The organism is Rhodococcus sp. NPDC055024 (assembly GCF_053608585.1).
The window spans coordinates 142,037-155,269 of record NZ_JBSGVT010000006.1 but is presented as its reverse complement, the minus strand read 5'-3'; the positions used below and the strand labels follow the sequence as shown (position 1 = coordinate 155,269).

At 63.7% G+C, this 13,233-nt stretch carries 10 protein-coding genes; 6 read left to right on the top strand and 4 right to left on the bottom strand.

The annotated features are described in order from the left end of the window. Nucleotides 1-2 precede the first annotated feature (2 nt). A complete protein-coding gene (locus tag ACWF6P_RS15215) occupies nt 3-1,481 on the bottom strand; it encodes an adenylate/guanylate cyclase domain-containing protein (protein ID WP_021343017.1) in 1,479 nt (492 codons plus the stop codon). A gap of 192 nt (nt 1,482-1,673) precedes the next feature. Here ACWF6P_RS15215 and ACWF6P_RS15210 point away from each other — a divergent pair, with 192 nt between their 5' ends. The 5 genes from ACWF6P_RS15210 (at nt 1,674) to ACWF6P_RS15190 (ending at nt 7,590) form a co-directional block, all read left to right on the top strand. Then, nucleotides 1,674-2,852 carry an AI-2E family transporter gene (locus ACWF6P_RS15210; protein WP_378535428.1) on the top strand — a complete coding sequence of 393 codons (1,179 nt, stop codon included), beginning with the start codon at nt 1,674-1,676 and terminating at the stop codon, nt 2,850-2,852. Then, nucleotides 2,845-4,068 (top strand): MacS family sensor histidine kinase, encoded by a 1,224-nt coding sequence (gene macS, locus ACWF6P_RS15205; protein WP_452621527.1) that lies wholly within the window; start codon nt 2,845-2,847, stop codon nt 4,066-4,068. The genes ACWF6P_RS15210 and macS overlap by 8 nt, the downstream gene beginning before the upstream one ends. Nucleotides 4,069-4,096: 28 nt before the next feature. Next, the gene (locus ACWF6P_RS15200; RefSeq protein ID WP_047269712.1) at nt 4,097-4,729 is read left to right on the top strand and encodes a response regulator; all 633 of its coding nucleotides are present in this window, start codon (nt 4,097-4,099) and stop codon (nt 4,727-4,729) included. A gap of 17 nt (nt 4,730-4,746) precedes the next feature. Continuing rightward, on the top strand, nt 4,747-5,475 hold the full coding sequence (locus ACWF6P_RS15195) for a DUF1707 SHOCT-like domain-containing protein (protein WP_452621629.1): 729 nt from the start codon (nt 4,747-4,749) through the stop codon (nt 5,473-5,475). Between the two features lie 252 nt (nt 5,476-5,727). Next, nucleotides 5,728-7,590: a DUF2339 domain-containing protein gene (locus tag ACWF6P_RS15190; protein ID WP_452621526.1), complete on the top strand. Its 1,863-nt coding sequence runs from the start codon at nt 5,728-5,730 to the stop codon at nt 7,588-7,590. 1 nt (nt 7,591) lies between these two features. On the opposite strand, the gene ACWF6P_RS15185 is transcribed toward ACWF6P_RS15190, so the two are convergent. Genes ACWF6P_RS15185 through trmB form a run of 3 tightly spaced genes read right to left on the bottom strand, consistent with a single transcriptional unit; the run spans nt 7,592 to nt 12,013 of the window. Further along, on the bottom strand, nt 7,592-10,540 hold the full coding sequence (locus ACWF6P_RS15185) for an MMPL family transporter (RefSeq protein ID WP_452621525.1): 2,949 nt from the start codon (nt 10,538-10,540) through the stop codon (nt 7,592-7,594). Between the two features lie 10 nt (nt 10,541-10,550). After that, the gene (locus ACWF6P_RS15180; protein WP_283307642.1) at nt 10,551-11,258 is read right to left on the bottom strand and encodes an NYN domain-containing protein; all 708 of its coding nucleotides are present in this window, start codon (nt 11,256-11,258) and stop codon (nt 10,551-10,553) included. Further along, entirely contained in the window at nt 11,255-12,013 is a 759-nt protein-coding gene (trmB, locus tag ACWF6P_RS15175; protein WP_378448806.1) for a tRNA (guanosine(46)-N7)-methyltransferase TrmB, read from the bottom strand. The genes ACWF6P_RS15180 and trmB overlap by 4 nt, the downstream gene beginning before the upstream one ends. Before the next feature lie 199 nt (nt 12,014-12,212). Between trmB and ACWF6P_RS15170 the strand changes: the two genes are divergently transcribed. Further along, complete coding sequence (locus ACWF6P_RS15170) at nt 12,213-13,109, top strand: GTPase domain-containing protein (protein WP_452621524.1); 897 nt, start codon at nt 12,213-12,215, stop codon at nt 13,107-13,109. Nucleotides 13,110-13,233 lie beyond the last annotated feature (124 nt).

Sequence of the window (13,233 nt, the reverse complement as noted above, 5' to 3'; positions counted from 1 at the left end):
CCCTAACCAATTTGATCCGGATCGACCTCTGGATACTTTTCCGGCCACGCCAGATGCGTCAGTCGTCGGCGTCCACGCAGTTGAACTTGCTCGCCGAGTTCCCACTCGGCCTGTTCCTCTTCGTCGGCGAAATACAGCGCGCTCGTCGACGCCAGCACTCGGCTGGGCCGAAGCTTCGCGAGCTCGGTGAGCCGCGATGCTTCGTTGACCGGATCACCGATCACGGTGTACTCGAAACGCTCGGCAGCACCGATGTTGCCGGCGACCGCGAGCCCCGCGCTCACGCCGATTCCGACGTCGAGGCCGGTGATGTCGTTGAGCTTGAACCGCAGCTCGCGGGCCGCAGCGAGGGCTGCCGTCGGAGCGTCGGGTCGATCGAGTGGTGCACCGAAGATGGCGAGCGCCGCATCTCCCATGAACTTGTTGACAAAACCGTGGTGACGATCGATGACGTCGACGACCACACGGAAGAACTCGTTGAGCAGCTCGACCACTTCGCCCGGCGGGCGCTCGGCCGCGGCACCGGTGGATCCGACCATGTCGACGAAGAGAACCGCCACGAATCGAGTTTCGCCGCCCAGCTCGGTACCGAACTTCAACGCGCGCCGGGCCACGTCCTCGCCGACGTGCTGACCGAACAGCTCACGCAGCAGGCGACGCTCGTCGGACTCTTTCATCATGCGGTTGAAGCCGACCTGCAGCCGGCCGATCTCACTGCCGTCGAACACCTCGACGCGTACGTCGGTGGCGCCGCGCTGCACTCGCTCGATGGCGCGACGCAGTTGGCGGATGGGATCGGAGATCTGAGTAGCCGTCAGCATCGACAGCGCAAAGGCCTGCACGATCGCCATGATCGAGATGAGAAGAATCGCCCACGCGAGTGAGTCGGGGGAGAACTCGAGATTTGTCGTGAGCTGCGTCGAGCACAGCAAGATGATGCCTGCGACGGGCATCAGCGTGCCGAGTCCCCAGGTCATCGCCAGCCGGGTGCCGACGCCCGGCGCCATGGTCCGATCGAATTCGCCTTCGCTCAAGGCCTGGGCGGCGACAGGACGCAAGATGCGCTCACCGAGCATGTAGGTGAACCCGAAGGTCGTGGTCGCGGCCATGCACACCGTCACGATCACCGCGATCGCGAGTCCGGGCATCTCGGTGATGGTGAGGAACACGAAGATGATTCCGCCCAAGATCCACAGCACCAGGTGGACGATGGCCTGGCGAAGCGGCGCGTGGAGTGCCGCCATCTGCTCGGACCTTGTCGGTGGTCCCCCGCGCAGCCGCCAACGGATGACCGACTTCAACATCATGGCCGCTGCCGTCAGACTGACGGCACCGGCGAACGCGAGGTACACGCCGAAGATCGCGAAGTTGCGGACCCGGTCGGCAACTATTGCGTCGGACTCCTGGATCGGCACGCCGTACCGGACGAAGGCGAAGACCAGTACCGCGCCGATCAGGTTGGCCGCGAGCATGGAGAGCATATAGAGAGGCCACCGGCTGCGGATGGTCACCGCTATTGCTCTGTATGAGGCCCGCACAGGGTTCAATTTAGCTGGCAGAGGTCGAAGTGTTGGTACGCGCGTCCGATTATTCGTCCGCTCACCTGTGTCGGCCGGGCCGGTTAGGCTCGCGATGTGAACGCAAACAGGGGGCATGCGGAGCGAGCTTCGAGGATGAACAAACCCATATCCGCCGACGCTCGGGCAGTGCATCCGGGTGTGCGTATAGCGGCGGAATGGTCGTGGCGCCTCATTGTGATCTTCGCTGGACTGTTGGTTCTCGGGTATGTCGTTCTACGTCTCGAAACCGTGCTCATCCCAGTGGGGCTGGCTCTTTTGGCATCGGCTCTGTTGATTCCGGTGGTTGATCGGCTGCAGGTGTGGGGTGTTCCTCGCTCGGCAGCTGTCATCGTCGTGTTGCTTGGCTCGATCGGGCTGGTCGCGGGAATCATGACGTTTGTCGTCGAGCAGTTCATCGACGGGTTGCCGCAGCTCACCGACCAGTTCACGGCCAGCGTCACGCAGATTCAGAACTGGCTCACCAGCGGACCGTTGCACTTCAGTGAGGATCAGATCCGCCAAGCGGGCGATTCGGTCGTCAAGTCGGTGCAATCCAATCGTGAGTCTCTGACCAGCGGCGCCCTGACCACGGCGACGGTCATCGGCGAGATCTTCACCGGGGCTCTGCTGACGCTGTTCACTCTCATCTTCTTCCTCTACGGCGGCGATCAGATCTGGCAGTTCGTCACCCGGATCGTTCCCACCGATGCTCGACGTCGCGTGCGGATTGCCGGTTCTGCGGGGTTCGGGTCGCTGATCGGCTACGTGCGGGCCACGGTCGCGGTTGCCGCCGCCGACGCGATCGGTATCGGTGCCGGCCTGGCGATTCTCGGGGTGCCGCTCGCTCTGCCGCTGGCGTCGTTGGTGTTCATCGGCGCGTTCATCCCGATCGTCGGTGCATTTCTGACCGGTTTTCTCGCGGTGTTGGTCGCTCTGGTCACGAAGGGTTTCCTGACGGCTCTGATTGTCCTCGGCATCATCATCGGCGTCATGCAGCTCGAAGCGCACGTGATGCAACCGCTCTTGTTGGGTCGCGCTGTTCGCCTGCATCCGCTGGCAGTCGTTCTCGCCATTACAACGGGCATCGTCCTCGCCGGAATCGTTGGCGGGCTCTTGGCTGTTCCGATCGTCGCAGTCCTGAATACCGCAATTCGTTCCCTCCTGGCCGACGACCCGGACATCGCGTACGCCGAACTGCACGTCGAAGATCCGGAGACCCCGCTGTTCCCAGCCGAACCCGACGAGCCGCGCGCCGAGCCTCGCATCGTGAACCCCACCCCTCCCGATGACTGAGCCCACCCGCCGTCGCCGGCTGCACTATCAGCCCACCGTCCGCGAGGCGTCGGGCATCGACACAGACCCGGATGCGCCGCTGTGGCGGGCGGCGCAGGCATTTCGCCTCGTCACGCTGGTGTACGCGATCAGCTACCAGTTCGCCTCGGCCTCCGACTACACCAACTCCCGGCTCAGCTGGTTCTTCGTCGCTCTGATGGCCGTGTGGACCGGGGTGTCGGCACTGCTGCTCGGGACCTCCGGTGCGTTATTCGGGAAGAAACTGCCGCGGTACCAGGTGGTGATTGCCGATCAGGTGGTCGTCATCTTGCTGATGGCGTCGACGAGGCTGGTCTCCGACCACGAGTGGTACCAGAATCACCAGACGCTCCCCACCACGCTGTGGGCCACCAACGCCGTCATCTCCGCGGCAATTCTCGGCGGGCCGTGGCTCGGCATGGCGTCCGGAGTTGTCATCTCGGCGGCCAGCGCGATCATCCGCGACCAGGTCAACCTGGACCTCTGGCGCGATGCGACGGCTCCCGTGCTCGTATCGGTCGGTCTGGCGTTGGGCTTGGCCACCACAACTGCTCGGCGCTCGCATCGACAACTCGAACAAGCCGTACGTCTGGCGGCGGCCACCGAAGAGCGCGAACGCTTGGCACGCGAAGTACACGACGGCGTTCTGCAAGTGCTGGCGATGGTGCGCCGGCGAGGAGCGGCGCTCGGCGGCGAGGCAGCTGAACTGGCTGCTCTGGCAGGTGAGCAGGAGGTCGCCTTGAGAATGCTGATCTCCGAGCAGGTTTCGGGTGCCGTGGCAGACGTCGGCGGACAGACAGTGGATCTGTGTCCGCTGTTGACCACGCAGGCCAGCACGTCGGTGTCGGTGTCGACGCCCGCGCACCCCGTCGTGATCGAGCGCGATCGAGCCATCGAACTGGCAGCCATCGTCGACAACGCCCTGTCCAATGTCGGGCTCCACGCCGGCCCCACGGCGAAGGCATACGTGTTGCTCGAAGATCTGCCGGACGAAGTGATAGTCAGCGTCCGCGACGACGGCGTCGGAATTCCCGAGGGTCGCTTGGCACAGGCCGAGGCCGAAGGCCGCATGGGAGTATCGAAGTCCATTCTGGGCCGAGTGCAGGTGCTCGGCGGAACTGCGGTCCTGCAAACCGGGCCGGGGGAGGGCACCGAATGGGAGATCAACGTTCCGAAGGGGAAGAGTGAGCGTGGCTGACGAACAGGGCGAGAATTCGGTGACGGTGATGGTCGTCGACGATCACCCGATGTGGCGCGACGGTGTCTCTCGGGACCTCGAGGCCGCCGGCTTCACGGTGAGTGCGACGGCGGAGGGTGTCGAGAGTGCACGCCGCCGAGCCGCCGCCGTGCAACCCGCCGTGGTTCTGATGGACATGAACCTGCCGGACGGAAACGGCGCCGACGCCACCACCGCGGTGCTCGAGGTTTCGCCAAAGAGCAAGGTACTGGTGCTTTCGGCCTCCGCCGAGCGTGACGACGTCCTCGATGCGGTCAAAGCCGGAGCGTCGGGCTACCTGGTCAAGAGTGCTTCGGTGGCGGAACTGCTCGAGGCCGTGCGAGCGACCTTCGACGGACAAGCCGTCTTCACACCCGGCCTCGCCGGATTGGTGCTCGGCGAGTACCGCCGCATGTCGACGGCGCCGGCCGACGATCGCGCACCAGAGCTGCCTCGGCTCACCGACCGTGAGACTGAAGTGCTCCGTCTTGTCGCCAAGGGGCTGAGCGCAAAACAGATCGCCACGAGGCTCTCGCTCAGCCACCGGACCGTCGAAAACCACGTCCAGGCAACGCTTCGGAAACTTCAATTGGCCAATCGCGTCGAGCTCACGCGATACGCAATAGAACAAGGACTCGAATGACGTTTATCCTGGAAAACATGGAGGCCAGGAATCTACGCGTATCCGATGCCGAACGAGAGCACGTCGGCGAGCTGCTGCAGAAAGCTGTCGGTCAAGGGATGCTCTCGCTCGGTGAGTTCACCGAGCGCATGGACACGGCCTTGGCCGCGAAGACACGAGGTGAGCTCAACTCGGTTCTTGCGGATCTTCCGGGCATCACACTGATCTCCGACTACGACCCGCCCGCGTATCCCAATGCGGGTCAGCCGATGTACCAAGGCCAGCCGTATCCGGCGCCGACCTACCAACCCCGGCCGCATCAGCCACCGCCGGTTCACCCGAGCCCGCCCTACCGCGCGCCGGTCGGGGCTCCGGTTGTCGGTGCTTACGGCGCGGCAAATGCTGCCGTGATCCGCGGACGAATGGCGACGGTGACGCGGAACGGCGCATGGATCGTTCCTCCGGCCGTCGTGGTCGACACCAGAATGTCCAGTGTGACTATCGATTTCACGCGTGCAGTGATGCAGACGCAGGTCGTGAACATCTCGATCGACGACTACGCCAGTTCGATCTCACTGATCGTTCCCGAAGAGGCGACGGTGGACATGAACGGTGTCGAGGCAGTCGGGGGAAGCGCGTCCAACAAGGTTCGCTCCGGTCCGCAGATGGGGCCGCTGCACCTGGCGGTTCACGGCAAGGTGCGATTCGGCAGTGTCACCGCGAAGCATCCCTTCGGTACCACGATCCGAAAGATGTTCGGCTCCTGAGCTTGTCGAATCCGCAGTTGCGAGCAAACGCAAAACCCTCGAGTGAGAACATCGCGTACGAGAACTTGGGGCTTCACACTTCGGGTCGGCTTCTGTCCGAACGATTGCGGAACGCAGCACCTGGGCGATAGTGCCCTGTCAGTCGAGGGTGCAGTCAGTCGAGGGTGCAGTCAGTCGAATACGAGAAGTCCCCACGCTGATCGAGTAGTACTACTCATCTGATCTCTTCGGCAGAACAGCAAGCTCATATTCATGACTACACCGAGCTCTCCCGCCGTCGATCCGCGATTGGTGACAGCCCTCTCGGCCGAGTGCGACAGCATCGGCCGGCAACTGCGTCACATGGGCCAGAACCTGTCGATTCTGCAGACTCAACTGGCCTCGACCACCGTGCCTGCGCCCGCGCCGGTAGCTTCTGTTCCAGTAGTTCCAGTAGTTCCCATGGCCTCGGTACAGCCGATGCAGCAGGTCCGCCCTCAGCAGAGCGTCCCCACGTGGCAGCCGCCGACGTATCCGGTTGCGGCACCTCGCCAGCCCTGGTGGCAACGCGACGGCGTCATCAGTCGACTCCTGGCTGCGGCAGGTGTTGCCGTCACTCTGATCGGCGTCGTGATGCTGCTGGTACTTGCAGCGCAGGCCGGATTCTTCGGACCGCCGCTGCGGGTGCTCGGTGGCGCACTCCTTTCCGGCGCCTTGGTCTTTGCCGGGGTGCGGGTGCACGGGCGCCCAGGGGGCAAAGTGGGGGCAATTGCCCTGGCTGCCACCGGTTTCGCAGGGATGTACCTCGACGTCGTCGCAGCGTCCGTTCTCTACGGTTGGGTGACGACGCCGCTCGCGGTGGTGATTGCCTTCGGAATTGCCGCCGCCGGTGTTGCCCTCGCCGTGAAGTGGGATTCCGAATCACTGGCGCTCATGATCGTTCTCGGCGCAGCGGTGCTCGCTCCCGTACTGACGTCGGGAATATCGTTGACCCTCATCGGTTTCCTGTTCGCGATCCAATCGGCGACGTTCTCCGCCCAGCTCGGTCGTGACTGGAAGTACCTGGGTATGGCGCGCACCGTACCGGTGGTTCTCGCACTGCTCGTAGCGATAGCGTCGGAGTCCATCTTCAACGAATCCGATAACAGTGCAGTGCAATTGGTGATCAGTGCCAGCGTGGTTGCAATCGTGGGCGCCGGCTGCGCGATGGCGGTGCAGTGGACGGGTTCGCCCTCGCGCGACGGCGTTCCAGGGGCGTGGTCCACCGCTACCTTTGTCGTCTCGTTCCTTCCGCTGATGAGCGTCGGAGCCGTGCTCGGGCGCACCGAATCCGCAGTGCTGTACGGAATTGCTGCGGCACTACTTCTTTCGGCTGCAGCGGCGGCAAAGCCTTTGCCGACGCAACTGCGATTCGGACTGGGCGCAACCGGCGCCCTCGCATTGTTGCTCTGCTGCTTCTCCGGGGCGACGGAATCCCTGGTCGTGCCGCTGATCCTCACAGTCGGCATGATCTTCCTCGGAGTCTCGCTGTATGCGGGTTCGCGCTTCGTCTTCGCTCTCGGAACCGCCTTTGCGGCAATCGGATCGATCGGATATCTCACGACGGTTCCGCCGGAGGCGTTGACGACCGCTCGCGCCGCATCCATGCAACTTGGTGCGATCACGGCGCTCTCGAGCCTGACGGCGATAGGCGCCCTGGTGATGCTGGTGTGGGGGATTCACCGACTGAAGTTGATCGCCGATTCCAACGCAGCGGTCTTGTGGGCAGTCGTAGGGTTTGGTGTCCTCTACGCGGTGACGTGCGCGCTCGTCTCGTCCGGCGTCGAAATCTTCGACAGTGCAACCGGATTCGTTGTCGGACACAGTGTCGCGACCATCGTCTGGATGCTTGCCGCCACGTCAGCGCTGGTGCTCGGATTGAACAACCGTCAGCACGCTCGCGTCTTGCTCGGAGCCGGGCTTGCTCTCACCAGTGCGGCAGTGGCAAAGCTGTTCCTCTTCGACCTGGCCACACTCAGCGGGCTGGTGCGCAGCGTTGCCTTCCTGGTGGTCGGCTTGCTGCTCCTGCTGGTCGGGACACGTTATGCACGAGCCTTTGCCAAGCAGGAGCAGGTCAGCTCCGCTTCTGCATCATGAGTCAGCTTCGCTTCTGGCGCGCGATGAGCTCGCTGACACTGATGGCGCCTGCGTCGTCAGGTCGGTGCCTGCCGGTTGCGTTGTCGTCGCTGTCAGAGGCGGCGTCCGGGACTCGGGGCTCGTTGGTAGACGAAGGCGCATCCGTGACCCCGTTACGACGCTCCGGAGCGGTCGGTGGAGGCGGCGACTGGGGGGTCGCCTCCACCGAGGTCGGGGCCGAGCCGTTGGTTACGGAGCCGTTTGTTGCAGAGCCGGTGGCACCGTTTGCAGAGCCGTTCCGGCTCGAGCCGTTGGAGCCTGAACCGCTGCTAGCAGCACCGTTGGTGGCCGAACCGTTTGTACGCGAAGGCGTCCGGACCACCGGCAGTGGACGTGAGGCCGGGGGAGTCTGTTCCCGGGCCCGCAGGTCTGACAACCAACTCTCGATGGGACGCTCGGCCGGCGCAGCGGGCGCGGGGTTCCTGCGCTTGTCGGTGGCGCTCGGTTGCGGTCGGTACGAAGGATTGGGGACCGGTGCCTCGATCAAGTTCTGGGGCGCGCTGGCTGCACTCCCGATATCGAGACGACGTCGCGGTGCCGGCTTCTCCGCGGCAGGTGTATCCGTGTTCGGTGCCTTGATCGCCATTTCGCTGAGCGGAATGGGCTCGGTGAGAGGATCGGGAACACGAGGTCCGCTGTCCGGCTGCGCGGCCGGGGCAGGCGGCGGCATGACCCGAGAGGCCGCTTCGATCTTGCGCGGTTGACCCGGTCCGGCGATCGCACCGACAGGCGCGATCTGCGGGACGTTCGCGAGTACCAATTCGTTGTCGAGGATCGGCTCACCCAGCCCGATCTTCTGCTGGATCCGCTTCATCCAGGCCGGAGCCCACCAGCAGTCGTCGCCGAGCAGTTTCATGGTCGCGGGGACCAGGAACATTCGGATCAGCGTGGCGTCGATGATCAGCGCGGAGATCATGCCATAGGAGATGTACTTCATCATCACCAGATCGGACAGGCCGAAAGCACCGGTGACCACGATCAGGATCAGTGCGGCAGCGGTGATGATCCGGCCGGTATGTGCCGTGCCGATTCGGATGGATTCGGTAGTACTCGCGCCCTGCGCTCGCGCTTCGACCATGCGGGAGAGCAGGAACACTTCGTAGTCGGTGGATAGGCCGTAGACGATCGCGATGATCAACACCAGGACGGGAGACATGATCGGTCCCGGTGTGAAGTTCAACAGACCGGAACCGTGCCCGTCGATGAAGATCCAGGTCAGGATTCCGAGCGTCGAACCCAGTCCGAGCGCGCTCATCAATGCAGCCTTGATGGGCAGGACGAGCGAGCCGAACGTCAAGAACATCAGCAGGGTCGTCAGCAGGATGACGGATACGACCATCAGCGGCAGACGATCGAGCAATGCGTCGACGCTGTCCTGCTCGATAGCCGGCGTACCGCCGACCAGCACAGTTGTGCCCTCGGGCCAGTCCGCGGACCGCAGATAGTCGATGGTGGGACGTGCCTCGTTGCGCTCGGTCAGACCGGCTTTGAGGACGTTGACACCGTCCTTGGTCGCAACTTCCGGGGTGAACTTCTCGACCAGACCCGGCGCAGCGTTTGCGGTCTTGGAAATTTGACCGAGAGTGGTGTTGTCGGCGCCCTCGATGACCAGTCGGACAGGTTCGGTGCGATTGCCAGGGAAGAGTTCGTCGAACTGCGCCTGCGCGACACGAGTGGGGCTGTCAGGGGGCAGGTACGTCTCGTTGATACCGCCGAACTTGATGCCCGTCAGCGGAATGATCATCAGCAGCAGGGCCGCGACGATCGGGACCGCGACCTTGAGCGGATGCTGCATGACCCAGCGGGTCAGCTTGCCCCAGAAACCGTTCTCGATTTCCTCGTTGGTCTTGGTCTGACGCAATTTCTTGAAGGTCAGCGCGTCGATCCGCTTGCCGAGTATGCCGAGAATTGCGGGAAGAATCGTGATGGACGAGATCGCGGCAAGCATGACAGCAGCGATGGCGCCGTAGGCCACCGATTTGAGGAAGCCCTGCGGGAACAACAGCAGACCGCCGAGGCTGACGGCAACCATGGTCGCCGAGAACATGACTGTTCTACCTGCCGTCATGACCGTTCGGCGTACTGCGGTCGGGGTGTCGTACCCCTCGGCTATCTCTTCTCGGAAACGGCTGACGATGAACAGTCCGTAGTCGATCGCGAGACCCAGACCGACCAAAGAGACCACGGGCGCGACAAACGCGTTGACCTCGGTGAAGTTGGTGATCAATCGAATGATTCCGTTGGCGCCGATGACGGTCAGACCGCCGACGATCAACGGGAGGGCGGCAGCGACCACGCCACCGAAAACGAAGAACAGCAGGACACCGACAGCGGGAATCGCGAGCATTTCCATGCGCTTGATGTCGTTGGCCATCGTGTCGTTGAGCGAATTCGCGACAGGTTGCAGGCCGGCGAGTTGCACGTCGACACCGTCGATGTAGAACTGCGACTCGACGTCGCGGAAGTTGTTGGACACCGCGGTGTCGTTGTCTCCGGCGATCGCGATGCTGGTGACTGCGTGTTGCTTGGTCTTGTCCGCCAGCGCCGCCACCGAGAGACCGTTGTCGACCTTGAAGTACGAGCCGTTGATCTTCATGATCTGGTCGGGGTTGTCGGCGACGAGTCGCTGCAGGTTGTCGATGACCTTCGCTTGGAACTCGGGGTCGTCGACGGTCTTGCCCTCCGGCGCCGTGTACAGCGCCAGAACGTCACCCGTCGTGCTGCGTCCGAACGTGCCGTCAGCGAGTTTTGCAGCCTCTACCGATTCCGACCCCGGATCGTCCCAGCCGCTCTGGCTGAGATGATCCTGCAGGCTCAGGCCGTACGCAGCGAGCCCGAGGAGCCCCGCCACCATGACAGCGATGACGGTGAAGCGGGCTCGATAGACGATGCTTCCCCAGCTGGCGAACACTGATCAACTCCTACTCGGCAACACTTTTTCGCCCGATGAGCAGGGCAGAAAGCGGTCGGAACGGCTGCAACCAGGCGCCCTCGTCGGGCAGGGTGTCCAGGCTTACCCGTGGCAGAGGCTCACGGAAGACACCTGGGATGTCCTCGAGATCGACGAAATCCAAGATATCGGACGACACAGCCCAGCTGGCGTGTTCACGGAACCCGAGAACCTGGACCGGGATGCCGGTTGCTGCGATGTCCTCGAGAGGTTCGCGGAACGCTTGGCCGTCGGCAGACGCGACCATGATTCCGGCGAGGCCCTCGCCGTACCGGAGCGCGATGTGCTCGAGCATGTCCGAATCGACATCGCTGTCTTCATCGACCTTCGGCTTGGCGAACACCGCGAAACCCACGTTACGCAAGGCTTCGACCCAAGGACGAACGACGTCGGCGCTGCCGGAGGCGATGTTGGTGAAAACCGTCGCTTCGGGCTCGAGCGTGCCACTGTTCTGTGCGGACAGTTCGGCGGTACGAGAGAGCAGCCAGCGACCCAGTGCATCGAATCGTGGCCGGTAGGCGGCGGTAGGCCGGCCACCGAGGATGGCGCCGAGGCCCATGTCGAGGTTGGGGGCGTCCCAGACCAGAAGCACCCGCTTGGGGTGGCGGGAGTCACGACCGAAGTCGAGAGGAGATTCCGACGACGCCACGTCGTCGGATAGCTGTTCGCTGACGCTCATGCTCTGATCTTCCCCCATATAAGCTCGGTGATTGCACTTCCGACCTTATGGGCTTTGTCCTCGAACTTGGTGACCGGACGCTCGTGGGTCATCGGAGACTCCCAGTCGAGTGCGGTCAGCAGCGGCTCGGCATTACCGGCTTCTTCGATCCATTCTGCGTATTCGGCGTGATCGGTGGCCACGTGCAGCACTCCGCCAGGCTTGAGGCGGTTGGCGATCAGCGCGAACGTCGGCCCCTGCAGGAGGCGACGCTTGTGGTGGCGGGCTTTGGGCCACGGATCCGGGAAGAACACCCGGACGCCCGTCAGGGATTCGGGGGCGACCATATTTTCGAGTACGTCCATCGCGTCACCGCGTAGTACGCGGACGTTGGGAATCTCTTCGCGTTCGACCTGCTGCAGAAGCTGTGCGAGCCCCGGGCGGTACACCTCGATCGCGACCAGGTTCACGTGCGGTTCTGCCTTGGCCATAGCGGACGTCGCGGTACCGGTACCCGAACCGATCTCGATGATCAGGGGTGCTTCGCGTCCGAACCAGGCGTTCGCGTCGAGCGGTGTGTCCGAGACGTCGGCGCCGATGAGCGGCCACTGACGGTCCCAAGCCTGCTGCTGTGCGTCGGTCAGCGCACCCCGGCGAGAGCGAAAGCTGGTCACTCTCGGATGGAGACGGGACCCCTTGGCGTGGTCCGTCTGCCCCGTCTCTGGGGTCTGCGGTGCATGCTGATCGGCTTCGTTCACGAACCCATTGTCACGCATGACCCCCGTTTAGCGCAGACGGGTCTGAAGTTTGAGTTGAGACTTTCCGCGGAAAGTCCTGAATCCGCCGACTTCGGACAGTCGGCGAAAGGGCGGTGTCACCTGCCGTCGTTGCCGAGAACCTGACAGAATCTCACCGACACGATGGGGACGTGGGGTGGGGATGAACACAGGATTTGCATGCAGTAATTGGTCGCGAATGTTGCCAGCAGAATCGCTCGACGACGCCTGCGCAGAGCCGATCGACCGGTTGCGCGCTCTGGCATACCGGCTGGCGTCGATCGATTCGGGAGCCGCAGAGGCGGTTCACTCCGTGCTCGGATCGCTGACCGCACCGCTCGAGTTGGTAGTCGCGGGCCGGTCCGGGGTGGGGCGGTCGTCGTTGGCGCGGGTCCTGGGGCGCGATGACCGGTTCTCGCGCAGAGTTGTCGGTGCACCGGTTGTGGTGACCGAGTCGCGGGCGTTCGACGTCCCTGGAACGTCGAACCCTGATCTGGGTCGTCGTTGTGTTGTCTACGTGGTGGTCGACGCGGTCCGCGAAGTCGACCGCCGAGCGATCTCCCGAGTCTCGGATCGGGCGGTGGTCGCGGCAAACAAGGCCGACCTGTTCGGACCGCGCTGGGACGAGGCACTGGGGCGGGCCGCGGAAATCTCGGAGACCGTCGGGGTGCACACGGTTCCGGTGGAGACGCTGACCGGACGCGGCGTCGAAGAGTTGTTCGCGGCTCTCGGACCTGTCCTGGAGGCGCAGTGGTGGGGCCGGGTCGAGCAGATCGGTCCAGCGCTGACGCGATCTGCCTCGCGCAGCACTGCGGGCAGGGACGAGATCGAGTTGTATCTGAGTTCGGACTCCGCGGTGTTGTTCGGCGCCGCGGCGGCGATGATGAGCTCCGAAATTCGAGGTCTGCGTCACGGCGAGCCTCCCGATCCTCGGACTGCTGACGAGGCCGGCACGTGCAGTCGGTGGTGGGGCGAGCTCATCAACGAGTTGGAAGAGGCTCCACAACAAAGGATCTCACTGATTCGCCGCGGGTATGTGCGTCGGTGGGCGCAGCTCGGGGGCGATCGTTCCGCTCCGGCGGTGACTGATGAATAGCGTTTCGGTACTTCCGGATTCGATTCTGCGTGTGGTGCAACGATGGAACCCGTCCTCCGATTCGGGTCGCCTCGTCAGTGGTGAATCATCCAGTGGCACTCGCATTTACGTTGTCGGGCCACAG

Coding starts and splice junctions, on each gene's coding strand:
- ACWF6P_RS15190 (WP_452621526.1), top strand. CDS start 5,728: ATGACTACACCGAGCTCTCCCGCCGTCGATCCGCGATTGGTGACAGCC.
- ACWF6P_RS15215 (WP_021343017.1), bottom strand. CDS start 1,481: ATGCTCTCCATGCTCGCGGCCAACCTGATCGGCGCGGTACTGGTCTTC.
- ACWF6P_RS15170 (WP_452621524.1), top strand. CDS start 12,213: ATGTTGCCAGCAGAATCGCTCGACGACGCCTGCGCAGAGCCGATCGAC.
- ACWF6P_RS15180 (WP_283307642.1), bottom strand. CDS start 11,258: ATGAGCGTCAGCGAACAGCTATCCGACGACGTGGCGTCGTCGGAATCT.
- ACWF6P_RS15210 (WP_378535428.1), top strand. CDS start 1,674: ATGAACAAACCCATATCCGCCGACGCTCGGGCAGTGCATCCGGGTGTG.
- macS (WP_452621527.1), top strand. CDS start 2,845: ATGACTGAGCCCACCCGCCGTCGCCGGCTGCACTATCAGCCCACCGTC.
- ACWF6P_RS15200 (WP_047269712.1), top strand. CDS start 4,097: ATGGTCGTCGACGATCACCCGATGTGGCGCGACGGTGTCTCTCGGGAC.
- ACWF6P_RS15195 (WP_452621629.1), top strand. CDS start 4,747: ATGGAGGCCAGGAATCTACGCGTATCCGATGCCGAACGAGAGCACGTC.
- trmB (WP_378448806.1), bottom strand. CDS start 12,013: ATGCGTGACAATGGGTTCGTGAACGAAGCCGATCAGCATGCACCGCAG.